This window comes from Streptomyces puniciscabiei (assembly GCF_006715785.1).
GTDB classification, from domain to species: Bacteria; Actinomycetota; Actinomycetes; order Streptomycetales; family Streptomycetaceae; genus Streptomyces; species Streptomyces puniciscabiei.
Window position 1 is genome coordinate 80,060 of record NZ_VFNX01000007.1, and the last position, 24,216, is coordinate 104,275.

Consider the following 24,216-nt stretch of genomic DNA (forward strand, 5'->3'; position numbering starts at 1 on the left):
GCGGCTTTGTCAGTACTCATTCAGGGATTTCCTTCCGACTTCACCAGGGGGGCAACGGTTTGCATCGCGCGGTCGGTGACGGGACGCCGGCCCGATGCGGACGGCGCAAGACGTCGCGCCGAGGCTAGGCAGTCGGACTCAAGCACCGGTCGAACCGCGGTCCGCGTCGCCCGGGCCACGGCCGCCTCCAGCGCTTCTCCGCCCGCGCCCGATCGGACGGCAGCAGCATCGGGCCAGCGGAACCCGGGCAGGCCCCGGGCCCGCACCGCCACAGGCGCGCCCTCGCGTCCCGGCCGCCCCGCATCCATCCGCCCGCCCTGGGAGGCACCCGCATGACAACGGAACCGACCGCCCGGCCCCTGGTGACCGTGCTCGGCGCCACCGGCTTCGTGGGTTCGGCCGTGCTCGCCGCGCTGGCCGGCCGCGAGGTGCGCCTGCGCGCAGTGGCCCGGCGCCCCGCCGCCGTGCCGGACGGCGCCCGCGCGGAGGTCGAGGTGGTCACCGCCGACCTCACCGACCGGGAGGCCCTGGCCCGCGCCGTCGAGGATGCGGACGTGGTGATCCACACGCTGCTGTGCGAGGGCGGCTGGCGGGCCGCAGCCGAGCCGGGCGGCGAGCGGGTCAACGTCGGGGTGATGCGTGACCTGCTGGACGTGGTCGCCGCCCCCGGCCGGCCACCGCTGGTGATCTACGCGGGTGCCGCCTCACAGGTCGGCGCCCCGCCGCGGGAGCCGCTCGACGGCAGCGAAGCGGACCGGCCGGGCACGGTGTACGACGAGCAGAAGCTGGCCGCGGAACGGCTGTTGCTCGAGGCGAGCGAGGCCGGCCTGGTCCGCGGCGTCTGCCTGAGACTGCCCACGGTGTACGGCGAGGGAACCGTGCCGGGTACCGCCGACCGCGGGGTGGTCGCCGCGATGGCCCGCCGGGCGCTGGCCGGCCAGGAGATCACCCTGTGGCACGACGGCACCGTCCGCCGCGATCTGGTCCACATCGCCGACATCGCCGCCGCGTTCGTCGCCGCCCTGGACCGTCCCGGCGAACTGGCCGGCCGCGCCTGGCTCCTGGGCGCCGGACGCGGCGACGCGCTCGGCGACGTCTTCCGCACGGTGGCCCGGCACGCGGCGGCCCGTACCGGTGCCCCCGCCGTCCCGGTCGTCTCGGTGGAGCCGCCCGCGCACGCCCCGAAGACCGACTTCCTGAGCGTGACCATCGACTCCACCGCGTTCCGCTCGGTGACCGGCTGGCGTCCGCAGGTCCCGCTCGACGAGGGACTGGAGCGCACGGTGGCCGCCCTGAGTCACGCCGTACCGCACGACCACCGCTGAACCCCCCGCGCCCGCAGGACCAGAACGACGACAGGAGAAGGAACGCGCATGACCACCTACGTATGGGACTACCTGCCCGAGTACCACAGCGAGCGCGAGGACATACTCGACGCCGTCGAGAAGGTCTTCTCCTCCGGCACGCTGGTGCTCGGCGACAGCGTCAAGGGCTTCGAGGAGGAGTTCGCCGCGTACCACGGCGTGGAGCACTGCGTCGGTGTCGACAACGGCACCAACGCGCTCAAGCTCGCCCTGCAGGCCCTGGGGATCGGCCCGGGCGACGAGGTGATCACGGTGTCCAACACCGCGGCGCCCACGGTCGTCGCGATCGACGGCACCGGCGCCACGCCGGTCTTCGTCGACGTCAACGAGGACGACTTCCTGATGGACGTCGGGCAGGTCGAGGCGGCGATCACCGAGCGCACCAAGGCCCTGCTGCCGGTCCACCTCTACGGCCAGTGCGTGGACCTGGACCCGCTGAAGGCGCTGGCCGACCGGTACGGCCTGGCGCTCCTGGAGGACTGCGCGCAGGCGCACGGCGCCACCCAGCGGGGCAGGCTCGCGGGTACCACCGGCGACGCCGCCGCGTTCTCCTTCTACCCGACGAAGGTGCTCGGCGCGTACGGCGACGGCGGCGCCGTGGTCACCTCGCGCGGGGACGTCGAGGCCGAGCTGCGCAAGCTGCGCTACTACGGCATGGAGAAGGTCTACTACACGGTCCAGACGCCGGCCCACAACAGCCGCCTGGACGAGGTGCAGGCCGAGATCCTGCGCCGCAAGCTGACCCGGCTCGACGCCTACGTGGCCGGCCGCCAGGAGGTCGCCCGCCGCTACCAGGAGGCCCTGGGCGACACCGAGCTGATCCTGCCGAAGGTCAACGAGGGCAACACGCACGTCTACTACGTCTACGTGGTCCGCCACCCCGAGCGCGACCGGATCATCGAGGCTCTCAAGGCCCACGACATCAGCCTCAACATCAGCTACCCGTGGCCGGTGCACACCATGACCGGCTTCGCCCATCTCGGGTACGCCAAGGGCTCGCTGCCGGTGACGGAGAAGCTGGCGGGCGAGATCTTCTCGCTGCCGATGTACCCGTCGCTCTCGACCGGCCTGCAGGACAAGGTCATCGCCGCCCTGAAGGAGGTGCTGTGATGAAGGTCCGCGAACTGGCCGTCGCCGGGGCACTGGAGTTCACCCCCACCGTCTTCCCCGACGGGCGCGGGCTGTTCCTGTCCCCCTTCCAGGGACCGGCCTGGGCCGAGGCCACCGGCAACACGCACTTCCCGGTGGCCCAGACCAACCACAGCCGCTCCAAGCGCGGTGTGGTGCGCGGCGTGCACTACACGCTGACCCCGCCCGGATGTGCCAAGTACGTCTACTGCCCGAAGGGTTCGGCCCTGGACATCGTGGTGGACCTCAGGGTCGGCTCGCCCACCTTCGGCAAGTGGGACGCGGTGCTGATGGACCAGAACGACTTCCGGGCCATGTACTTCCCGGTCGGCCTGGGCCACGCGTTCATCGCGCTGGAGGACGACACGGTGATGTCGTACATGGTCACCGCCAGCTATGTGCCCGAGCACGAGCTGGCGATCTCGGTCACCGACCCGGCGCTGGGCCTGCCGATCCCCGAGGACATCACGCCGGTCTACTCCGAACGCGACACCGTGGCGCCCACGCTGGCCGAGGCCGCGGAACGGGGCCTGCTGCCGCAGTACGAGGTGAGCACCCGGCTCGAACGGCAGTGGAGGGAGAGCTGAGATGAAGGGCATCATCCTCGCCGGCGGCAGCGGCACCCGGCTGCGCCCGCTCACCGGTGCGCTGTCCAAACAGATCCTGCCGGTCTACGACAAGCCCATGATCTACTACCCGCTCTCCGTGCTGATGCTGGCCGGCGTGCGGGACATCCTGCTGATCTCGTCCAAGGACCACTCGGACAGCTTCCGCACGCTCCTCGGGGACGGCTCCCGGCTCGGCCTGAACATCTCCTACGCCGAGCAGGACCAGCCGCGCGGTATCGCCGAAGCGCTGCTCATCGGCGCCGACTTCATCGACGGCGACCAGGTCGCGCTGGTGCTCGGCGACAACATCTTCCACGGGCCGCGTTTCTCGCTGCTCCTCGACGACGCGGTGCGCCGGCTCGACGGCGCGGAGCTGTTCGGCTACCGCGTGCGCGACCCGCAGCGCTACGGGATCGGGGAGATCGACGAGGAGGGCCGGCTGCTGTCGCTGGAGGAGAAGCCGCGCCACCCGCGCTCCAGCCTCGCGGTGACCGGGCTGTACTTCTACGACAGCGACGTGGTCGGGATCGCCAAGAACCTCTCCCCCTCGGCACGGGGCGAGCTGGAGATCACCGACGTCAACCGGGCCTACCTGGCGCAGGGCCGGGCCCGGCTCACCCCGCTCGGCCGCGGCTTCGCCTGGCTGGACATGGGCACCCACGACTCGCTGCTGCAGGCGGCGCAGTACGTCCAGCTGGTCGAGCAGCGGCAGGGCGAGTTCATCGCCTGCGTCGAGGAACTGGCGCTCAACCTCGGCTTCATCACCCCCGAGCAGTGCCTGAGCCTCGGCGAGGAGATGCGGGGTACGGACTACGGCGCCTATGTCACCGAGGTGGCCTCCCGCCGCCTGCCGCGGCCGGCCGTCCGCGCCGCCTGACCAGAGTCCCCTGCCGACCGAGGAGCCCGCTCCATGCACCCGACCCGACCGGCCGCACCGGCCACGACCCGCATCCTGGTGACCGGCGGCGCCGGCTTCATCGGCTCCCACTACGTCCGTACGCTGCTCGGCCCCGAGGGCCCCGGCGACGTCGCGGTCACCGTCCTGGACAAGCTGACGTACGCGGGCAGTCCTGCCAACCTCGACGAGGTACGGGAGCACCCGGGGTTCTCCTTCGTGCAGGGGGACATCTGCGACCCCGAGCTGGTCGGGAAGCTGATGGCCGAGCACGACCAGGTGGTGCACTTCGCCGCCGAGTCGCACGTCGACCGGTCGATCGACGGCGGCGCCGAGTTCGTGCGCACGAACGTGGTCGGCACGCACACGCTCGTGGACGCGGCGCACCGGGCCGGCATCGAGGTCTTCGTGCACATCTCCACCGACGAGGTGTACGGCTCGATCGACGAGGGCTCCTGGCCCGAGAGCCACCCGCTGCAGCCCAACTCGCCGTACTCCTCGACGAAGGCCTCCAGCGACCTGATCGCGCTGTCGTACCACCGCACCCACGGTCTCGACGTCCGTGTGACGCGCTGTTCCAACAATTACGGCCACCACCAGTTCCCCGAGAAGGTCATCCCGCTGTTCGTGACCAACCTCCTCGACGGCAGGAAGGTCCCGCTGTACGGCGACGGCGGCAACGTCCGCGACTGGCTGCACATCGACGACCACGTGCAGGGCATCGAACTGGTCCGCACCCGGGGCCGCGCGGGCGAGACCTACAACATCGGGGGCGGCACCGAACTCTCCAACCGGGAGCTGACCGGCGCGCTGCTCGCGGCGTGCGGCGGCACCTGGGAGGACAGCGTCGCATACGTCGAGGACCGCAAGGGACACGACCGCCGCTACTCCGTCGACTGCACGAAGATCCGCGAGGAGCTGGGCTACGCACCCCGCAGGAGCTTCGAGGAGGGCCTGGCCGAAACCGTGCGCTGGTACCGGGAGAACCGGACCTGGTGGGAACCCCTCAGGCAGCGGACGATGGAGGTGGAGCCTCCACTTGAGTGAGAACTTCACCTGTCGCCGATGATCCGGACACTGTCCGTCAGGCGCCGCGCCCGCGAAGAATTCCGGCCATTGGAGCACCAGCCGACCACGTCAGTCAGGATCTCTCCGATGAGCCACGCCACCATCGCTTCCGTCGATCTCGTCGCCCCGCGCTCGACGCGCGTCACCGGAACGGCCACCAACCGCCCGCTCCTGGTGGTCGAGACCCTCGACCACTCCGCCGGCTCCACCGTGCAGTTCACCTACACCTACGCCATGGACCCCGGACCCGATGGCGGCACTCCCCTGTTCACGTTCTGCGCCCAGGCCGCTCCGGCCGACACCCCCCAGTTCACGTTCTGCGCCCAGGCCGCTGCGACCGACAACCCCCTGTTCACGTTCTGCGCCCAGGCCGCGTCCGCCGACGCCTCCGGTGCATGGACCGCGGCTCCCGCGGCCGTCGAGGGGAACGCGGTCGCGGGGGCCTGGATATGACTTCCGGATCGCTGCACCCCCGGCGATCCGGACCGGCCGCCCTACAGGACGGCTCCGCTCTCGTGGGGTTCAGGCACCACCTACGTCCCGCGAACGTCCCCGGCGAGGCGACCTACCTGGTCTCTCGCCGGGGCGTTACCGCCCTGCGCGGCGCCCTCGCCGAGGTGCTCGTCCCGCTGCTCGACGGCACCCGGTCACTCGCCGAGATCCTGCGTGCCGCCGCGCCCGCGCTGACCGCCGAGGAGACACAGCACGGGCTGCACCTGCTCAGCGAGGCCGGGCTGCTCCGCTTCGAGCGCCTCGCCCCGGCCGCGACGGACACCGACCCGGTCGCCGAGGCGTACTGGGACCTGGCGGGCCTCGACGGCGCCCGGGCGGCGGCGGGGCTCGCCGGCTCCCGGCTCCGCGTCCTGCCGCTCGCCGGTGTGGACGCAGGACCGGTGCTCGCCGCCGGCGCCGGGTCCGGCATCACGGTGACCGAGACGGACGCGGACCTCACGCTGGTGCTGTGCGACGACTACCTCTCCCCGGAGCTGAAGCGGGTCGACGTCGAGCACCGGGCGGCGGGCAAGCCGTGGCTGCTCGCCCGGCTGTGCGGCTACGAACCGTGGATCGGCCCGTTCTTCCAGGCGGACGAGGGACCGTGCTGGTCGTGTCTGGCCGCCCGGCTCGCACAGCACCGCGGCTACGAGGCACCGCTCCAGCAGGCGCTGGGGCTCGACGGCCCGCTCGGCCGGCCGGCCGCCTCGCTGCCGGCGGGACGCGCCCTGGCCGCACAGAGCGTGGTCCTCGAGGCCGCCAAGTGGCTGGCCGGGCTGCGCTACGCCGACCAGGGGTCCGTCCGTACGGTCGACACCCTCCACCTGCAGACCCGGGTCCACGCCGTGTCCCGTGTCCCCCAGTGCCCCTCCTGCGGGGACCCCGGGCTGACGGCGCGGCGCGTGTCCGCACCCTTCGTCCCCGTGTCGCGGCCCAAGGCGGGACAGGGCGGCAGCGGCCACCGGGCACTCAGTCCCGACCAGCTGCTGAAGCGCTACGGGCACCTGGTGAGCCCGGTCACCGGCATCGTCCCGGTGCTCGAACCCTCCCCCGGCGCACCGGAGTTCGCCACCACCTACGTCTCGGGGCGCAACCTCGCGATGCGGCAGAACGGCCTGGCCGGGCTGCGCTCGCTCAGCGGCGGCAAGGGCCTGACCGACACCGAGGCCCGCACGAGTGCGCTGTGCGAGGCGGTGGAGCGCTACAGCGGCACACGGCACGGCGACGAACCGGTCGTGGTGGACACCCTGCGCGCTCTCGGCGACGAGGCCGTCCACCCCAACTCCTGCCAGCTGTACGCGGACCGGCAGTTCCGCGAGCGGGACCGCTGGAACCGCTCGGGATCGCCCTTCCACCACGTGCCCGAGCCCTTCGACGAGAACCGGCCGGTGGAGTGGACCCCCGTGTGGTCCCTGACCGAGCGGCGCAGGCGGCTCCTGCCCACGTCGATGCTCTACTTCCCGTCCGGCACCCCGGCCCCGCACGGGCCCTACGCCGACTCCAACGGCAACGCGGCGGGCAGCAGTCCGGAGGACGCCCTGCTGCAGGGTTTCCTGGAGCTGGTGGAGCGGGACGCGGTGGCCCTGTGGTGGTACAACCGCACCCGGCAGCCGGCAATCGACCTGGACGCGTTCGACGAGCCGTACATCGGGCGGCTGCGCGAGGGATACCGGAAGCTGGGCCGGGAGCTGTGGGCACTGGACCTCACCTCGGATCTCGGCATCCCCGCGATGGTGGCCCTCTCCCGGCGCACCGACGGGCCCACCGAGGACATCGTCTTCGGCTTCGGCGCCCACTTCGATCCCGCCATCGCGCTGCGCAGGGCGCTCACCGAGATGGGGCAGCTGCTGCCGGCCGTGGGCGCGGGCCGCCCCGGCGAGGGGTACGGCATCACGGACCCCCTCCCGGTCCGCTGGTGGCGCGAGGCGACGCTCGCCAACCAGCCGTATCTGGCGCCCGATCCGGCCACCCGGCCGCGTACTCCGGGCCACTGGACCTACGTGGTGCGCACCGACCTGCTCGACGACGTCCGGGCCGTCACCGAACTCGTCCGCGCCAAGGGCATGGAACTGCTCGTCCTGGACCAGACCCGGCCGGACATCGGAATGCCGGTGGTCAAGGTGATGGTGCCGGGGCTCAGGCACTTCTGGGCCCGGTACGCGCCGGGCAGGCTCTTCGACGTACCGGTCACGCTCGGACGCCTCTCCGGCCCTACACCGTACGAGCAGCTGAATCCGATCCCTCTCTTCGTGTGACCGCATATTTTCGGACAGTTGGACGAGAACCGAGTAGACAAAATGCGCCAGCCGTTGACCGTACTCCGCCTAGAATGACACCGGTTTCATCTGAACCGGAATTGAGAGACGGACGGGGGGCTCGGACGAGGCATGGACGGCACGGACCCGACCAAACGCGCAGCGCATTCCGCCCAGCCCCAGGACCACGGCAGCGCAGCCACCAGAACCGCCCGCGGCGTTCTGGTGGCTGCGCTCGCGTGTTATCTGGGCATCACCTTTCTCAATATCCTTTCGCAGCGGCTCGGCCCCTACAAACTGGCCCTCGCCGTGGTCTGCCTGATACTGGTGTTCCTGCTGCAGCTCGTGCACTCGGCACCCGGCGCCTCCGCGGCACGGCCGCGCACCAAGCTGCTCACCCTGGCCGCGCAGGGCATCCTGTCGTACCTGCCGCTGATCTGGTTCGGGGTGTCCTGGGGGGCGATGGCGGGCTTCTTCGCCGGATCCGTGCTGCTGCTCCTGCCGGCCAGGGCGGGCTGGACGGTGTACGGGCTGACGACGCTCAGCCTGCTCGTCCCCGGCTTCCTGCACGACCTGGCGGTCGTCGACATGGTGTACATGTGCCAGACCACCGCGCTCACCGGTCTCGTGGTGTACGGCCTGAGCCGGCTGACCGGCCTGGTCGACCAGTTGCACCGGGCCCGCACCGACCTCGCCCGACTCGCCGTCAGCAACGAGCAGCTGAGGTTCTCCAGGGACCTGCACGACCTGCTCGGGTACAGCCTCTCGGCGATCACCCTCAAGAACGAGCTGATCCACCGCCTCATCCCGGCCAACCCCCTCAGGGCCCGCGAGGAGGTCGACGAGGTACTCGTCATCTCCCGCCAGGCACTGGCCGATGTGCGCCGGGTCGCCCGCGGTTACCGGGAGATGTACCTCGACTCCGAACTCCCCTCCGCCGAGTCGGTGCTTGCCGCCGCCAGGGTCTCGGTCACCGTCGAGACCCATGACGCCATCGGGCGGCTGGGACCGGCGACGTCCACCGTGCTGGCCACGGTGCTGCGGGAGGGCGTCACCAACCTGCTGCGGCACTCCAAGGCGTCGTACTGCCGGATCTCCGCGCGGGTCGAGGACGGTCTGGTCCGCCTCACGATCGTCAACGACGGTCTGGTGACCGGCCACCAGGTCCCCTCGCCGCACAGCGGCAGCGGCCTGGGCAACCTCCAGCGGCGGCTGGAGGACATCGGGGGACGTCTGATCGTGCGGCGCCTGCTCGACGGTTCCGGCACGGACGTCTTCCGGATCACCGCCGAGGCACCGCTCCAGGAGGCGCGGGCCGACGAGCCGTTGCCGGGCCGGAGCACGTCCGGCAAGGAGGCGTACGGCCGGGCCGGCAATATCGCGTGAGCAACCACGGCTCGGTCTTGACGTATTGACAAAAAATCGACGGCGGATGCGCTTGGGTGGCATCCAGCACATGCAGTCGACGGGGGAACGGGGAAAAGCGACGATGATACGGATCCTGCTGGCCGAGGACATGCACATGGTCCGCGGCGCGCTGGTGGCTCTGCTCGATCTGGAGGAAGACCTGAAGGTGGTCTCCGAGCTCGAACGCGGCGACGAGATCCTGAGCGCGGCGCGCGAACACCGGCCGGACGTGGCCATCATCGACATCGACCTGCCCGGCCTCGACGGCCTCAGCGCGGCCGAACTCCTGCACGAGCGTCTCCCCGAGTGCCGGGCCCTGATCCTCACCAGCCTGGGCCGCCCCGGCACCCTGCGCCGGGCGATGTCCGCGCACGTCGCGGGATTCCTCCTCAAGGACGCCCCGCCCGGCGAACTCGCCCAGGCCGTGCGCCGTGTCGTCGCCGGCCAGCGGGTGGTCGACCCCCAGCTGGCCCTGGCCGCCTGGGGCGGCGCGGAGAGCCCGCTGACCACCCGCGAGACCGAGGTGCTGCAACTGGCCGCGCAGGGCACGGAACCGCAGGAGATCGCCGCACACCTCCGGCTCTCCGTGGGCACGGTGCGCAACTACCTCACGACCGCCGTGACCAAGCTCAACGCGCGTAACCGCGTCGACGCGATCCGCATCGCCCGCGACTCGGGCTGGCTGCTGTGACCGGCCCCGCCGCCGCCTCGCCGCACGCCCCGCGGCCATACCGTCAGGGCGCGGCCACCGTCAGCCCGGCCCCCGCCAGATAGCCGAGGATCTCCAGGGTCAACTCGGCGGGCAGCGGAAGCACCTCGACCATCGCCTCCGGCGTCATGGGCCAGGCCAGCAGCGACACCACCCACATCGCCTCCGGGCGGTGGATCTCCACCCGGTGCCCCAGGGTGTGGCACTGCACCAGGAAGGTGTCCCCCCGCACGGTGATCGTCGCGGTGGGCCGCAGCCGCACCCTGCGCCACGCCGGCAGCCGGACGGTGGCGAAGCGGGCGCTCCGGCCCACCGGCACCACGGAGAGCACCGGCCCCCTGAGATCGTCCAGGGACAGTGTCCTGATCACCACGTGGGAGATTCCGCGGAGCGCCGACAGGACCACCGCGAAGGTCTCGTGCCCGGGGACCGTCCGGCCCTCCGGCGGCGGCAGGTTGGCGAGCAGCACGGGACCGAGTTCCATCCGGCGCAGCGCCTCGGCCACCACGGGACCGGGGTCCTCGACCCGCTCCGTGCCCTGCGGACCGCTGAGCACCAGCGTCCGCCCTTCCTCGTCCCAGCCGACCACCGTGTCCTCGCGCAGGGACCACAGGTGGTGGATGCGCAGGGGGGCGTCTTCCGCGTGGAAAGTCACGGTCAACCACCTCCTGAATGCGGCGGTACCGGCGGAGGTGCGGCCCCGCCCACCGGCCCGCTCGCGTCCTTGAGTATGGAGCCGCGTACGGCGGTTCCGGCAGCGAACAGATCACATCGAAAGCATGAGGAAATCACGGGTCTTTCACCGCACCCGTCCGAGTTGTGCTCCGGCTCGCTCGGCGCGATCCAGTCCTTCTTGAGGCCGTTCTGGCCCAATGGTCGGCGTCCGGGCACCCGTGACGAATTCACGGACCGTGCCGAACAACCCGCCAGGAGGGGGACCCATGCCCGAGCTCCAGTTCACCGAGGACGACCTCAAACGCATCCTGTACGCCGCGGCAGGCACCGAGGAGGAGGGCGTCGCCGACGGCGACTTCTCCGACACCGAGTTCCAGGTGCTCGGCTACGAGTCGCTCGCGCTCCTGGAGACCTGCGGCCGCATCGAGCGCGAGTACGGCGTCGCGCTCGCCGACCACACGCTCGCCGAGGCGGTCACCCCGCGTCTGCTGGTCGAGGCCGTGAACCGGTACCTCGGCGAGCAGGCCGTGGCCGCCACCCGCTGACGGACGCCCGAGGAGGCGAGCATGACTCAGCACACGACACAGGAGAGCCGTACCGCGCTGGTCACAGGCGCGACGAGCGGCATCGGACTTGCCGTCGCGCGGCTGCTGGCGACCCAGGGGCACCGGGTGTACATCGGTGCGCGCGACGCCCAGAACGTGGCCGCGACGGTCAAGGAACTCCAGCAGCAGGGCCTGGACGTGGACGGCTCGACGCTCGACGTGCGGTCCGCGGACAGCGTGACGGCGTTCGTGCAGGCGGCCGTGGACCGGTTCGGCACCGTCGACGTCCTGGTCAACAACGCGGGCCGGTCCGGCGGCGGCGTCACCGCCGACCTGACCGACGAGCTCTGGGAGGACGTGATCGACACCAACCTGAACAGCGTCTTCCGGATGACCCGTGCGGTGCTGAACACCGGTGGCATGCGGCACAAGTCGCGCGGACGGATCATCAACATCGCGTCCACCGCGGGCAAGCAGGGCGTGGTCCTCGGCGCCCCGTACTCCGCCTCGAAGCACGGCGTGGTCGGTTTCACCAAGGCGCTCGGCAACGAGCTGGCGCCGACCGGCATCACCGTGAACGCGGTCTGCCCCGGCTACGTCGAGACCCCGATGGCCCAGCGGGTGCGGGCCGGATACGCGGCGGCGTACGACACCACCGAGGACAAGATCCTGGAGAAGTTCCAGGCGAAGATCCCGCTCGGCCGCTACTCCACCCCCGAGGAGGTCGCGGGTCTCGTCGGCTATCTCGCCTCCGACACTGCCGCCTCCATCACCGCGCAGGCCCTCAACGTCTGCGGCGGCCTCGGCAACTTCTGACCCGCACCCCCGACAGGAGAGACGACGATGACCATCCGTGAAGTGGCGCACGAGATCACGGTCTCGGCGCCGGCCGATGTGGTCTACCGGCTGCTCGCCGAGGTGGAGAACTGGCCCCGGATCTTCCCGCCCACCATTTACGTCGACCACGTCGAACGCGGCGAGCGCGAGGAGCGCATCCGGATCTGGGCCACCGCCAACGGCGAGGCCAAGAACTGGACCTCGCACCGCACCCTGGACCCCGGGGCGCGCCGCATCACCTTCCGCCAGGAGGTCACCGCGCCTCCGGTCGCCGCCATGGGCGGCACCTGGATCATCGAGGAGCTGTCCGCGTCCCAGGCCCGCATCCGGCTGCTGCACGACTACCGGGCGATCGACGACGACCCGGCCGGCCTGCGGTGGATCGACGAGGCGGTCGACCGCAACTCCCGCTCCGAACTGGCCGCCCTCAAGGAGAACGTCGAACTGGCCTACTCGACCGAGGACGTGACGTTCTCCTTCGAGGACGCCGTACTCGTCCAGGGCGCCGCCAAGGACGTCTACGACTTCGTCAACGAGGCTCACCTGTGGAGCGAGCGCCTGCCGCACGTGGCGAGCGTCCGGCTCGACGAGGACACGCCGGGCCTGCAGACCCTGGAGATGGACACCAGGGCCAAGGACGGCTCGACGCACACCACCAAGTCGTACCGGGTGACCTTCCCGCCGGGCAAGATCGCCTACAAGCAGGTCACCCTGCCCGCGCTGATGACCGTGCACACCGGCATCTGGACGTTCACCGAGACCCCGGACGGGGTGCGGGCCGCCTCGCAGCACACCGTGACCCTCAACACGGCCAACATCGAGCGGGTCCTCGGCCCCGGGGCCACCGTCGCCGGCGCGCGCTCCTACGTGCACGAGGCGCTCAGCACCAACAGCCTCGCCACGCTGGGCCACGCCAAGGCCTACGCGGAGGCCAGGCGCTGACGGCCGCGCTCCGGCCCGCCCGCCCGCAGGCGGCGCGGGCCGTCGCCGTGCGCCCCGGAAGACGCCGGCCCCGGCCGCCCCGCCCGCCCGTCCGGTGCGGCAGGCAGGCCATCACGCCGCCCTCCTCCAGGCAGCGGCGCAACCCCGCGCCGGTGACGGCGAGGCCCGGCTGGGTCGGCCCTCCAGCACGGTTTGAGTCCCCCGGTGCACCGTCGAGTTGCTTGCGGGATCCGCCGGGGGCACACCCAGGACTCCGCGCCCGCACGCCCATCCCGGCAAACGGAGGAGCCACATGGAACGACGCGTAGTCATCACCGGGATCGGGGTGATCGCGCCGGGCGGCATCGGGCTGAAGGAGTTCTGGTCACTGCTGACGTCCGGCCGCACGGCCACCCGGTCGATCACCCGCTTCGACACGTCCCAGTTCCGCTCGCGGATCGCCGCCGAGGCCGACTTCGACCCCGAGCAGGCGGGCCTGTCGCCCCAGGAGACGAGCCGGATGGACCGCGCGGCGCAGTTCGCGGTCGTGTGCGCCCGGGAGGCCATGGCCGACAGCGGCCTGGACTTCGCGGGGCTCGACCCGTACCGCGTCGGCGTCACCGTCGGCAGTGCGGTGGGGGCCACGACGTCCCTGGACACCGAGTACAACGTGGTCAGCGACGGCGGCCGTAAGTGGCTGGTCGACCACCAGTACACCAGCAGGCACCTCTTCGGTCACTTCGTGCCGAGCTCGTTCGCCTCCGAGGTGGCCTGGGCTGTGGGCGCCCAGGGCCCGGCCGCCGTGGTCTCCACCGGCTGCACCTCGGGCCTGGACGCCGTCGGGCATGCCGCCGAGCTGATCCGTGAGGGCTCGGCCGACATCATGGTGGCCGGAGCCACCGAGGCCCCCATCTCCCCCATCACCGTGGCCTGCTTCGACGCCATCAAGGCGACCTCGCCGCGCAACGACGACCCCGAGCACGCCTCGCGCCCCTTCGACGCCTCCCGCAACGGCTTCGTGCTCGGCGAGGGTGCCGCCGTGTTCGTCCTGGAGGAACTGGGCCGGGCCAGGGCCCGCGACGCCCATCTGTACGCCGAGATCTCCGGCTTCGCCTCGCGCTGCAACGCGTACCACATGACGGGCCTGCGGCCCGACGGCAAGGAGATGGCGGAGGCCATCCGGGTCGCCCTGGACCAGGCCCGCCTCGATCCGACGGCCATCGACTACGTCAACGCGCACGGTTCGGGAACCAAGCAGAACGACCGCCACGAGACCGCCGCGTTCAAGAAGAGCCTCGGCGCGCACGCCTACGACACCCCGGTCAGCTCCATCAAGTCGATGATCGGCCACTCCCTGGGGGCCATCGGCTCGCTGGAGATAGCCGCGAGCACGCTCGCCATCGAGCACGGGGTGATCCCGCCCACGGCCAACCTGCACGAACCCGACCCCGAATGCGACCTGGACTACACGCCGCTGACGGCACGCGAAATGAACACCGAACGGGTCCTCACCGTCGGGAGCGGCTTCGGCGGCTTCCAGAGCGCGATGGTGCTGACCAGGCCCGACGGCACACGGAAAGGCAGTGTCCGATGAGCACGCCGACGAGCACCCGGGCGACCGGGACGACTCCCCCGCAGCCGTCCGCAGGCCCCGCCCACCCGGTGTTCACCGGGGTGGGCGTCGCCGCGCCCAACGGCCTCGGCCGCGACCGCTGGTGGCAGGCCACCCTGGCCGGACAGAGCGGCATCGGGCCGGTGTCACGGTTCGACGCCCGCGGGTATCCGGCACAGCTCGCCGGGGAGGTCCCCGGCTTCGACCCGGCCGAGCACATCCCCAGCCGGCTGCTGCCGCAGACCGACCACATGACACGGCTCGCGCTCACCGCCGCGGACGAGGCGATCGCCGACAGCGGACTCGACCCGGCCGGCGAGCCGGAGTTCGCATCCGGAGTGGTCACCGCCGCGTCCGCGGGCGGGTTCGAGTTCGGCCAGCGGGAGCTGGAGGCCCTGTGGGGCAAGGGCAGCCGCTACGTCAGCGCCTACCAGTCCTTCGCCTGGTTCTACGCCGTCAACACCGGCCAGATATCCATCAGGCACGGTCTGCGCGGGCCCAGCGGCGTCATCGTCAGCGAACAGGCCGGGGGGCTCGACGCGGTCGCCCAGGCCCGCCGGCAGCTGCGCAAGGGCAGCCGGCACATCGTCACCGGCGGGGTGGACGGGGCGATCTGCCCCTGGGGCTGGGCCGCGCTGCTGGCCGGCGGCCACATGAGCATCGTCTGCGACCCCGCCCGCGCGTTCCTGCCGTTCGACGCGGCCGCCAGCGGCCAGGTGGCCGGTGAGGGCGGTGCGATCCTCGTCCTGGAGGACGCGGCCGCCGCCCGGGACCGCGGCGCCCGGCCCTACGGGGCGCTCGCGGGGTACGCGGCCACCTTCGACCCGCGGCCCGGCAGCGGGGGCGAACCGGGCCTCGGGCGGGCCGCGGAGGGCGCGCTCGCCGACGCGGGCCTGAGCGCGGACGCGGTCGACGTGGTGTTCGCGGACGCCGCCGGGGTGCCGGAACTCGACCGGGCCGAGGCCGAGGCGATCTGCGCGCTGTTCGGGCCGCGCGGCGTGCCCGTCTCCGTGCCCAAGACCATGACGGGCCGGCTCGCCGCGGGCGGCGGTTCACTGGATCTGGCCGCCGCCCTGCTGGCGCTGCGCGACGGCGTGATCCCGCCCTCGGTGCACATCACCGGCGACGGCCTGCCGGAGCACCTCGCCCTGGACCTCGTCACGGACGCCCCCCGCGAACTGCCGCTGCGCACCGCGCTGGTGCTGGCCCGGGGGCAGGGCGGCTTCAACGCGGCCACCGTGGTGACGGCTCTGTGAGCCGCGCCGGGGCGCGGCCCCGGCACATGCCGGAGGGCCTCTGCGGGCGACGCCCGCAGAGGCCCTCCGGCATGCCGTGTCCCGTGTCCCGTGCCGTCACACCAGGTCGTCGCGGCTGACCTCACGCCGCCGCACGGCCGGCCCGTCCGGGCCGAGTTCCAGGACGTCCTCGCACGTGGCGCTGCACAGGATCGTCGTCCGGCCACCGCGTGGGGTCTCCATGAGCAGGACGTAGGAGCGTGCGGTCACCGTGGTCCCCTGCTGCCCGGTCACCGCCACCGTGCCCAGCAGGTGGCGGCGCTGGACGCCCTGCGCGGCGAAGTGGTCCATCGCCTGGCGCGCGCCCGCCCCGATCGCCTCGCGGCCGACCGTCGGCTCGGGCTGCGCGTTCGTCGCGAAGACGCCGTCCTCGGTGAAGGTGTGCATCCAGGCGTCCACCTCGCCGTTGTCCAGCAGTTGCATCTGCCGCGCGTAGAACTGCTGGACCTGCTGGTACAGCTCCACCGAGGACTGCTGTCCCCGCAGGGGGGTCTCCTGCACGCTCATCGGGACTCCTCATCGCTTCCTGGCGTCGGTCCTGACCCGGGGCCCGGGCCCGCTCCCCACCTTCCAGGCGGTCCCTCGTGCGCCCCTCGACCACCGATCGACCACCCGGGGCGCCCGGTCGACCCCGCCCCAAGCCGGCGCGGACAGCCTGGGCACCAGGGCGTTCCCGCGACAGAGCCGGATCCTTGCCGATGTCGCCCGCGCCACGCTGTCGGGACACTCACCCCTCAGCACAGCGGCAGCCGCCCAGCCGGGCGTCGAGCCGGTGTGCGCGGGCGAGGGCCTCGGCCTCCACGCTGTGTCACACGTCGACCGGCTCGAAGATGTGCGGGTACGACACGATGTCGTCGGGGAACTCGGCGGCCATGCGCTGGAACTCCGGGCTGCCGAACGCCGTGGCGAGCGCCTCGGTCGACTCCCAGACCGCGACGTTCATCATGAGTTGACTGCCCGCCGTTCCCTTGTGCATCCGCAGGGAGACGAATCCCGGCTGAGCCTTCATGTACTCCGCCTGCCTCCGGAAGAGGGGAAGGAACGCTTCAGTCCTCTCCTTCGGAACGAAGAAGGTGTTGGCCAGGACGATGGGCCCGCTCTTCTCCTTGAACTGCGCGAACATCGGCGTCATCGGGTCCAGGCTCTGCAGCTTGGCCATCTTCGGTACTTCCTCTCGCACGGGTACTGCTTTCCGGGGACCGTTCCATCGTCCCGGCGCAAGCCGGCCGTGAAGTCAGCCGCAGTTCCCGTTCCGATGGGCACCCTCGGTCGGACCGCGCGAAGCCACGTCATACCTGGGGACGACACCGAACCCTGAGGGGCGACCCCGACCAGGACGAAGGCCGGCACGGCTCGCGCGGGCGCGCGGTGGCGCCGGGTTCGCGACGGTCGGCGCGTATGCCCGGCGATCGTCTTCCCCTGCGACACCACGGCGCGCCACGCCCGTCACGGGCGCATCATCCGCTGGAAGGGATTCGCCGCGCAGGTCACCGGGACGGTGCCTCCGACGGCGTCGACGTGATCGCGGACGTGGCCGCCGCCCCGGCCGCCACGAACGACGCCCAGGCCCCTGCCCGGCATCCACACCCGCCTGACGCGTCGCGGGCTGTCTGCCCGCCGAGCACCCTGGTCGGCGGCGGCCGCACTCCCTGGTCCACCTGGCACGCGCCGCCCGGGAACACCACGTCACCCTCGGCGGGCCGATGCCGGGCACCCCCACCCGCCGGCACCGCGGACACGGAGGCTTCGGCCGGTACGGCTCCCCATCGACTTCGACCGCCGGCAGGTCACCCGCCCCGGGGCCGGGTCAGCGCCCTGAAGGGCGGTTGGCATCGGCCACTCCACACCTCGGAACCGCTTGCCACGGCCGCCGGCAGGTCAGTCGTCTGCGAGGCGGATGGCCTGGGCCGGGCAGGCCGACCGGGCCTCCTCGAGGGCGCCCTCGTCCAGTCCCTCCCCGGATCCGGCGCCGGCCCGGACCCGGCTCAGCCCCTCCTCGTCCTGTTCGAAGACCTCGGGTGCGTTCCAGGCGCAGAGCCCCGCGCCGATGCACACCTCGCGATCGACCTCGATCCTCGTCATCTCCCTCACCCCTCCTCGCCGTCGGCCTTCGCCGGGATCCGTCACCATTCGACCGGAAACTCGATCAGGCCCTGGATGGTGTCCCCCGGCTTGATCGGCAGCTCGCCCGCGTCGACGGCGGACCGCAGCCGCGGCAGCCGCCGGAACAGGGTTCCGAGTGCCACCTCGAGTTCCAGCCGCGCCAGGTTCTGCCCCAGGCACTGGTGTACCCCGAAGCCGAACGCCAGATGGTGCTGCCCACTGCGGTCCAGGCGCAGCGCGTCCGGCTCCGAGAAGTGGCTCTCGTCCCGGTTGATCATCGAGGTGTTGAAGACCACGCCCTCGCCCGCCCGGATCACCTGCTCGCCGCAGGGGATGTCCTCGGTGGCCACCCGCAACAGCTCGTCCACGACCGACAGATGGCGCAGCAGCTCGTCGACCGTCTGCGGCAGCAGGCCCGGATCGGCGCGCAGTGCGGCCAGCTGGTCCGGACGATCCAGGAGCAGCAGCGTCCCGAGCGAGATCATGTTGGTGGTGGTCTCATGCCCGGCCACCAGCAGGTTGAACGCCAGCCTGGCTATCTCCTCGCGATCCGTCTGGCCGGTGAGCAGCCGGTCCCGCACGAGCTCGTCCAACAGCCCGGAGTGCGGGCCGGGTTCGGACCCCCGACGCTGTTGCTGCTGCTTGTCGAGGAGAAGCCCCTCCAGATATCCCAGCATCTTGTCCCGGGCGGCCGCGGACTCTTCCGGCCCGGACCCGCGCATGACCAGCCGCGACAGCTCCTCGAAGGAGGTGTGGTCCGCGTACGGCACCCCGAGCAGCAGGCTGATCGCCATCGACGGCACGGGCAGCGCGAACGCCGAGACCAGTTCGGCGGGCGGGCCCTGCTCGATCATCGCGTCCAGCAGCTGGTCGACGATCTGCTGGATCCGGGGCCGCAGCGCCTTGATGCGCGGCACGCCGAATCCGGGGATCAGCATCCGGCGCTGCCGGCCGTGCTCCGGTTCGTCCGCGTTGAACAGCAGGGGGGGCAAGTGGCGCAGCGCCGTCAGCACATGGCTCGTCATGGGGAACCCGGGCTTGCGCCGGTCGGCCGACAGCCGCGGGTCGCCGAGCAGCTTCCGGGCCTCGGCGTGGCCGGTCACCGCCCACGCGGTGCTGCCGTCGTAGAGCGTGACGCGGGCCAGCGGGCCCTCCCGCCGCAGGGACTGGTAGCCGGCGGGCGGTTCGTAGGGGCAGGAGCGGTCCTGAGGGAAGGTGGTCGGGCGGGTCACCGGGCCTCCTCTGGTGTGGTGGTGGATCGTCGGCGGACGTCGAGGAGGGCGGAGTCGAGCGCGGGTTCCGCATCTTCTCGGGTCGTTTCGAATAACACGGTCACCCGGAGGCCCCTCTTCGCGTCTTCGGGTATTCGTGTATTCGAGCAGCGGCGGGGAAGGAATGGAGTTGCGCGCATTCCGCAATTCGGCCGCCCATGATGCCCGGTGGCGGTAGTGGCACGCTAGAGGCGAAATGGAGCCGTAGTGGAGAATTGCCTGACGGAAATGGGGAGTTGACATCACGACAGGCTCGGTGGCACCGTAATTCGCAGCAAAAGAACTGTGCCCGATATCTTCGAATTCCGCTCATGGACGACCCTGTTCTTCGGTAATTCCCCGCCGGTCGCCACCCACACCACCGCCCTTCCTGTCCGCGGCTGCCTGCCGCGGTTCCCGCCTGCCAAGGAGGCCCCATGGACGCTCCGGTGATCATCGTCGGCGCGGGCCCCGCGGGGCTCATGCTGGCCGCGGAACTGCGCCTCGGCGGTGTGGAGGTCCTCGTCCTCGACCGGCTCGAGAAGCCCTCGCAGGAGTCGCGGAGCCTCGGCTTCACCGCCCGCGCGGTGGAGCTGTTCGACCAGCGCGGGCTGCTGCCCCGCTTCGGCGAGCTGGGGATCAGCACCGCAGGGCACTTCGGCGGGCTGCCGCTGGACTACAGCGTCCTGATGGACGCCCACTTCGGGGCGCGGAGCATCCCGCAGGCCACCACCGAGCGGGTGCTCGGGGAGCGGGCGGCGGAGCTCGGCGCCGAGATCAGGCGCGGCTGGACCGTGGTCGGCCTGCACGACGACGGCGACAGCGTGCGGGTCGAGGCCGAGACCCCCGGCGGGCCGCGCCTGCTGCGCTGCCGCTACCTGGTCGGCTGCGACGGCGGGCACAGCTTTGTGCGCGGTGCCGCCGGGTTCGAGTTCCCCGGGACCCCGTCGACCCGCGAGATGTTCGTCGCCGACATCGGCGGATGCGCGCTCAGGCCGCGTCCGATCGGCGAACGGCTGCCGACCGGCATGGTGATGGCCACCCCGCTCGGCGACGACGTCGACCGCATCATCGTCGTCGAGCACGGCGTCCCGCCCCGGCGGCGCACCCGGCCCCCGGAGTTCGCCGAGGTGGCGGACGCCTGGGAGCGCCTGACGGGGGAGGACATGCATGGCGGCACCGCGCACTGGATCAGCTCCTTCGGCGATGCGACGCGTCAGGTCACCGAGTACCGGCGGGGCTCGGTGCTGCTGGCCGGCGACGCCGCCCACACCCATCTCCCGGTGGGCGGCCAGGGCCTGAGCGTCGGCGTGCAGGACGCCGTCAACCTCGGCTGGAAGCTCGCCGCGGTGGTACGCGGGTCGGCGCCGCCGGACCTGCTCGACTCCTACCACGCCGAACGCCATCCCGTCGGCGCCCGGCTGCTGCTCAACACGCTGGCCCAGGGCGTGCTCTTCCTGAGCGGAGCGGAGGTCGAGCCGCTGCGCGAGGTGGTCGCGGACCTGATGGAGCTTCCCGAGGTCCGCCGCCATCTGGCCGGGATGGTCAGCGGGCTGGACATCCGCTACGACGTCGGCCCCGGCGCGCACCCGCTGCTCGGTGCCCGCATCCCCAAGCGGGACCTGCACGGGCCGTCCGGAGCGACGACCACCATCGCGGGCCTGAGCACCGGCCGCGGCGTGCTGCTGGACCTGGCGGACGATCCGGAGCTGCGCCGAGCCGCCGAACCCTGGGCCGACCGCGTCGACGTGGTGACGGCGGCCCCGCACCGCCTCCCGGACGGGTGCCCGCTCGCCGGGACGTCCGCCGTGCTGCTGCGCCCCGACGGCCATGTCGCCTGGGCGGACCCCGGATGCGGGCCGCTGCCCGACGCGCTGGACCGCTGGTTCGGGGCGAGTCGTCTCGCGACCTCCCGTCAGTAATCGCATTCGAATGAGGAGAGACCGATGCACAGCACCTTGATCGTTGCTCGTATGGACCCGGCGTCGCAGGGCGAGGTCTCCCGCATCTTCGGGGAGTTCGACAGCACCGAGATGCCGGCGCTGATGGGCACCCGCCGCCGTCAGCTGTTCAGCTATCGCGGCCTCTACTTCCACCTTCAGGACTTCGACTCCGAGCACGGCGGCGAGGCCATCGAGGAGGCCAAGAACCACCCGCTCTTCGTGAACGTCAGCGCCGACCTGAAGCCGTTCATCGACGCCTACGACCCGGCCACCTGGCGGTCGCCCGCCGACGCGATGGCGCAGCGTTTCTACCACTGGAACGCCCGGTGAACGAGCGGCGGGCCGTGATCAGCGGCATCGGTGCCGTCGCGCTGGGCGACAGCCGCGCCGCCCCGGGGCACGCCGAGACCTACGCCGAAGGCCGGTGCTGACATGGGCAGTCGGGTCATCGTCGTCGGTGCCGGGCCCGTCGGGCTGGCGCTCGCCGGTGAACTGCGCGTCGGCGGGGCCGAGGTGACGGTGCTGGAGCGGCTGGCCGCACCGACGACGGAGTCCAGGGCCACCACCCTGGACGCCCGCACCATGGAACTCCTGGACGAGCGTGGCCTGCTGGCGCCGCTCGGCACCGTGCCCCGCGAACCCCGGGGGCACTTCGGCGGCCTGCCCCTCGACCTGGGCGGCCAGCCCTCCCCGTTCGCGGGCCAGTGGAAGGTGCCGCAGGCGCGGGTCGAGGCACTGCTCGGCGGCCGGGCGCGCGAGCTCGGCGCGGACATCCGCCGGGAGCACGAGGTCTGCGCACTGCATCCGGCTGCGGACGGCGTGGGCGTCGAAGCCGTCGTGCGTGACGGGCGGCGGGTGCGGCTGACCGCCGAGTACGTGGTCGGCTGCGACGGCGAGGAGAGCACCGTCGGCGCCCTGGCCGGCTTCGAGTTCCCCGGCCGGGACGCCCGCCGCGAGCTGCTGCGCTGCGACGTCCGCGGGGTGGACATCCCCGACCGCCGCTTCCAGCGGCTGCCCGGCGGCTTCGCGGTCGCCGCGACCCGGGAGGGACTGACCCGGGTCATGGTGCACGAGTACGGTCGCGCGCCCGCGGTGCGTACCGCCGCGCCCGGCTTCGACGAGGTCGTGGCGGCATGGTCGCGGGTGACCGGGGAGGACATCAGCGGCGGCACCCCGGTGTGGGTGAACGCCTTCGGCGATGTCAGCCGCCAGGCCGCGCAGTACCGCCGGGGGCGGGTACTGCTCGCCGGGGATGCCGCCCACCGCCACCTGCCGGTCGGCGGACAGGCCATCAACCTCGGCCTGCAGGACGCCTTCGACCTGGGCTGGAAGCTCGCCGCCGAGGTCGCGGGCACCGCGCCGGCCGGGCTCCTCGACTCGTACCACGAGGAGCGGCACCGGGCCGGCCGCCGCGCCATGGCAGTCATCGACGCCCAGGCTCTCGTCATGCTCGGCGGTCCGGAGATCGAGCCGGTGCGCTCCTTGTTCGGCGAACTCCTCGGCCACCGGGCGGTGCGAGAGCTGCTGGCCTCCCGGCTGGGCGGTCTGGACGCCGGCACCAGGGGCCTGAACCGCGGCGCGGAGGTCCCCTCGTGATCACCCGTCGGGCCCTGCTCGGGGCCGGCGCGGCGGGGGCCGCCGCGGCGGCGGCCCCCGCCACCCGTGCCCTGGGTCTGGGCGCCGTTCCCTGGAGCCGGCTGCGCGAGCACCTGACCGGGGACCTGGTGCTCCCCTCGGACGCCCGGTACGCGACCGCCAAGCAGCTGGACCTGATGCAGTTCGACGCCATCGCCCCGCAGGCCGTCGCCTACTGCGCGAACGCGCGCGACGCGGCGCTGTGCCTCGCCTTCGCCCAGCAGCACGGACTGGCTCCGGCGGTGCGCAGCGGCGGCCACAGCGCCGCGGGATACTCCACCGGCACCGGCCTGGTGGTCGACGTGTCCCGGCTCGACTCGGTGCGGGTCGGCGGCGGCTCGGTGACGCTGGGCCCGGGCGCGCAGAACGTCGACGTGCTCAACACGCTGGCCGACTCGGGTCTGGCCCTCACCGGCGGGGCGTGCCCGACCGTCGCCGCCGGCGGGTTCGTCCAGGGCGGCGGGCTGGGGTTCCTCACCCGGACGCTCGGTATGACCTGCGACGCACTGACCTCAGCGACGGTGGTGCTGGCGAGCGGACAGATCGTCACGGCCTCCGCGCGGGAGCACCCGGACCTGTTCTGGGCGCTGCGCGGGGGCGGAGGCGGCAACTTCGGCATCGTCACGTCCTACACGCTGACGCCGACCGCGCTGTCGCAGGTGGCCACGGCGCACCTCACCTATGCCTACGACCAGGCGCTCGACATGCTCGACGGCTACTCCCGATGGCTGGCCGAGTGCCCCCGCACGATCGGCTCGGCGGCGGTGGTCACCCTCGCCGACGCGGCACCGGGCCAGGTCCCGACCCCGGCCGTCATCGTGGTCTCCACCGGGACTCCGGCCGAACTCGACGCGGAGCTGGCCCGATTGGACTCCCTGACCGGCAGGCCGGCCTCGCGGCAGACCTCGGTGCTGCCCTACCGTGACCTGATGACGGGGATCTTCGGCTGCGCGGGGAAGACCACCGAGGAATGCCACCGGTCGGGCGCCTTCCCGCGGGGGCAGCTTCCCCGGACCGCGTTCGCGCTGGAGCGCAGCCGCCTGGTCCGTGATGCCGTGCCGCGGGACGGCTGGGCGCGCGTCCTGGCGCTCTTCGACGACGCGCGGGTGTCCGGCGGCCAGACGCACGGGCTCCAGGTGCTGCCGATCGACGGCGCCGCCTGGGACCTGGACCGCGCCGCGACGGCGTTCGTGCACCGCGACAGCCGCTTCTCCGTGAACTTCCAGGGCTTCATGGCGCAGGGGCCGGTCACCGACGAGCTCCGGACCGCCGCGAAGGCCTGGGTCGACGCGGGCTTCGCGGCCATCGACCCGCTCTCCTCGGGCGAGTCCTACCAGAACTTCATCGACCCGGAACTGACGGATTGGAAGACCTCCTATTACGCCGAGAACCACCCGCGGTTGGTGAAGATCAAGAACAGCTACGACCCGAACGGCCTGTTCAGCTTTGCGCAAGGCATACGCGCGTCCTGACG

23 protein-coding genes are annotated in these 24,216 nt (G+C 72.1%); 18 read left to right on the forward strand and 5 right to left on the reverse strand.

Annotation, left to right across the window (positions count from 1 at the left end):
- Positions 1-332: 332 nt before the first annotated feature.
- The 9 genes from FB563_RS41535 (at position 333) to FB563_RS41575 (ending at position 9,908) form a co-directional block, all read left to right on the forward strand.
- A complete protein-coding gene (locus tag FB563_RS41535) occupies positions 333-1,325 on the forward strand; it encodes an NAD-dependent epimerase/dehydratase family protein (protein ID WP_055705664.1) in 993 nt (330 codons plus the stop codon).
- A gap of 48 nt (positions 1,326-1,373) precedes the next feature.
- Positions 1,374-2,474, forward strand: a complete 1,101-nt coding sequence (locus FB563_RS41540; RefSeq protein ID WP_055705665.1) for a DegT/DnrJ/EryC1/StrS family aminotransferase — start codon at positions 1,374-1,376, stop codon at positions 2,472-2,474.
- A complete protein-coding gene (locus FB563_RS41545; protein WP_055705666.1) occupies positions 2,474-3,079 on the forward strand; it encodes a dTDP-4-dehydrorhamnose 3,5-epimerase family protein in 606 nt (201 codons plus the stop codon). Before FB563_RS41540 ends, FB563_RS41545 begins: the two co-directional genes overlap by 1 nt.
- A 1-nt stretch (position 3,080) precedes the next feature.
- Complete coding sequence (gene rfbA, locus FB563_RS41550; protein WP_055705667.1) at positions 3,081-3,977, forward strand: glucose-1-phosphate thymidylyltransferase RfbA; 897 nt, start codon at positions 3,081-3,083, stop codon at positions 3,975-3,977.
- 33 nt (positions 3,978-4,010) lie between these two features.
- Positions 4,011-5,042, forward strand: a complete 1,032-nt coding sequence (gene rfbB, locus FB563_RS41555; RefSeq protein ID WP_055705668.1) for a dTDP-glucose 4,6-dehydratase — start codon at positions 4,011-4,013, stop codon at positions 5,040-5,042.
- Positions 5,043-5,150: 108 nt separating this feature from the next.
- Positions 5,151-5,516, forward strand: coding sequence for a hypothetical protein (locus tag FB563_RS41560; RefSeq protein WP_055705669.1), 366 nt, complete (start codon positions 5,151-5,153; stop codon positions 5,514-5,516).
- Complete coding sequence (locus FB563_RS41565; RefSeq protein WP_055705670.1) at positions 5,513-7,810, forward strand: TOMM precursor leader peptide-binding protein; 2,298 nt, start codon at positions 5,513-5,515, stop codon at positions 7,808-7,810. The genes FB563_RS41560 and FB563_RS41565 overlap by 4 nt, the downstream gene beginning before the upstream one ends.
- Positions 7,811-7,942: 132 nt before the next feature.
- Entirely contained in the window at positions 7,943-9,196 is a 1,254-nt protein-coding gene (locus FB563_RS41570) for a sensor histidine kinase (RefSeq protein ID WP_063797059.1), read from the forward strand.
- 103 nt (positions 9,197-9,299) lie between these two features.
- Positions 9,300-9,908 (forward strand): response regulator transcription factor, encoded by a 609-nt coding sequence (locus tag FB563_RS41575; RefSeq protein ID WP_055705671.1) that lies wholly within the window; start codon positions 9,300-9,302, stop codon positions 9,906-9,908.
- 43 nt (positions 9,909-9,951) lie between these two features.
- Here the strand turns inward: FB563_RS41575 and FB563_RS41580 are convergent, their stop codons facing one another.
- Positions 9,952-10,581, reverse strand: coding sequence for a hypothetical protein (locus FB563_RS41580; RefSeq protein ID WP_063797060.1), 630 nt, complete (start codon positions 10,579-10,581; stop codon positions 9,952-9,954).
- Positions 10,582-10,867: 286 nt separating this feature from the next.
- Here FB563_RS41580 and FB563_RS41585 point away from each other — a divergent pair, with 286 nt between their 5' ends.
- The 5 genes from FB563_RS41585 (at position 10,868) to FB563_RS41605 (ending at position 15,772) form a co-directional block, all read left to right on the forward strand.
- Positions 10,868-11,146, forward strand: coding sequence for an acyl carrier protein (locus FB563_RS41585; protein ID WP_055705672.1), 279 nt, complete (start codon positions 10,868-10,870; stop codon positions 11,144-11,146).
- Positions 11,147-11,167: 21 nt separating this feature from the next.
- Positions 11,168-11,962, forward strand: a complete 795-nt coding sequence (gene fabG, locus FB563_RS41590) for a 3-oxoacyl-ACP reductase FabG (protein ID WP_055705673.1) — start codon at positions 11,168-11,170, stop codon at positions 11,960-11,962.
- Between the two features lie 27 nt (positions 11,963-11,989).
- Entirely contained in the window at positions 11,990-12,925 is a 936-nt protein-coding gene (locus tag FB563_RS41595) for an aromatase/cyclase (protein ID WP_055705674.1), read from the forward strand.
- A gap of 292 nt (positions 12,926-13,217) precedes the next feature.
- The gene (locus FB563_RS41600) at positions 13,218-14,498 is read left to right on the forward strand and encodes a beta-ketoacyl-[acyl-carrier-protein] synthase family protein (protein WP_055705675.1); all 1,281 of its coding nucleotides are present in this window, start codon (positions 13,218-13,220) and stop codon (positions 14,496-14,498) included.
- Positions 14,495-15,772 carry a ketosynthase chain-length factor gene (locus FB563_RS41605; protein WP_079048716.1) on the forward strand — a complete coding sequence of 426 codons (1,278 nt, stop codon included), beginning with the start codon at positions 14,495-14,497 and terminating at the stop codon, positions 15,770-15,772. The genes FB563_RS41600 and FB563_RS41605 overlap by 4 nt, the downstream gene beginning before the upstream one ends.
- Positions 15,773-15,868: 96 nt before the next feature.
- On the opposite strand, the gene FB563_RS41610 is transcribed toward FB563_RS41605, so the two are convergent.
- From FB563_RS41610 to FB563_RS41625, 4 genes are all read right to left on the reverse strand, one after another.
- The gene (locus FB563_RS41610; RefSeq protein ID WP_055705677.1) at positions 15,869-16,318 is read right to left on the reverse strand and encodes a nuclear transport factor 2 family protein; all 450 of its coding nucleotides are present in this window, start codon (positions 16,316-16,318) and stop codon (positions 15,869-15,871) included.
- Positions 16,319-16,619: 301 nt separating this feature from the next.
- The gene (locus FB563_RS41615) at positions 16,620-16,970 is read right to left on the reverse strand and encodes an antibiotic biosynthesis monooxygenase family protein (protein ID WP_142219282.1); all 351 of its coding nucleotides are present in this window, start codon (positions 16,968-16,970) and stop codon (positions 16,620-16,622) included.
- A gap of 719 nt (positions 16,971-17,689) precedes the next feature.
- On the reverse strand, positions 17,690-17,893 hold the full coding sequence (locus FB563_RS41620) for a ferredoxin (RefSeq protein WP_055708752.1): 204 nt from the start codon (positions 17,891-17,893) through the stop codon (positions 17,690-17,692).
- Between the two features lie 41 nt (positions 17,894-17,934).
- Positions 17,935-19,146, reverse strand: coding sequence for a cytochrome P450 (locus FB563_RS41625; protein ID WP_055708751.1), 1,212 nt, complete (start codon positions 19,144-19,146; stop codon positions 17,935-17,937).
- Between the two features lie 455 nt (positions 19,147-19,601).
- On the opposite strand from FB563_RS41625, the gene FB563_RS41630 reads away from it, so the two are divergent.
- The 4 genes from FB563_RS41630 to FB563_RS41645 all read left to right on the forward strand — a co-directional run bounded on the left by FB563_RS41630 (position 19,602) and on the right by FB563_RS41645 (position 24,214).
- Positions 19,602-21,086 carry an FAD-dependent monooxygenase gene (locus tag FB563_RS41630; RefSeq protein WP_055708750.1) on the forward strand — a complete coding sequence of 495 codons (1,485 nt, stop codon included), beginning with the start codon at positions 19,602-19,604 and terminating at the stop codon, positions 21,084-21,086.
- A gap of 24 nt (positions 21,087-21,110) precedes the next feature.
- The gene (locus FB563_RS41635) at positions 21,111-21,437 is read left to right on the forward strand and encodes a TcmI family type II polyketide cyclase (protein WP_055708749.1); all 327 of its coding nucleotides are present in this window, start codon (positions 21,111-21,113) and stop codon (positions 21,435-21,437) included.
- A 102-nt stretch (positions 21,438-21,539) separates the two neighbouring features.
- Positions 21,540-22,703, forward strand: a complete 1,164-nt coding sequence (locus tag FB563_RS41640) for an FAD-dependent monooxygenase (protein WP_055708748.1) — start codon at positions 21,540-21,542, stop codon at positions 22,701-22,703.
- The gene (locus FB563_RS41645) at positions 22,700-24,214 is read left to right on the forward strand and encodes an FAD-binding oxidoreductase (protein ID WP_055708747.1); all 1,515 of its coding nucleotides are present in this window, start codon (positions 22,700-22,702) and stop codon (positions 24,212-24,214) included. Before FB563_RS41640 ends, FB563_RS41645 begins: the two co-directional genes overlap by 4 nt.
- Positions 24,215-24,216 lie beyond the last annotated feature (2 nt).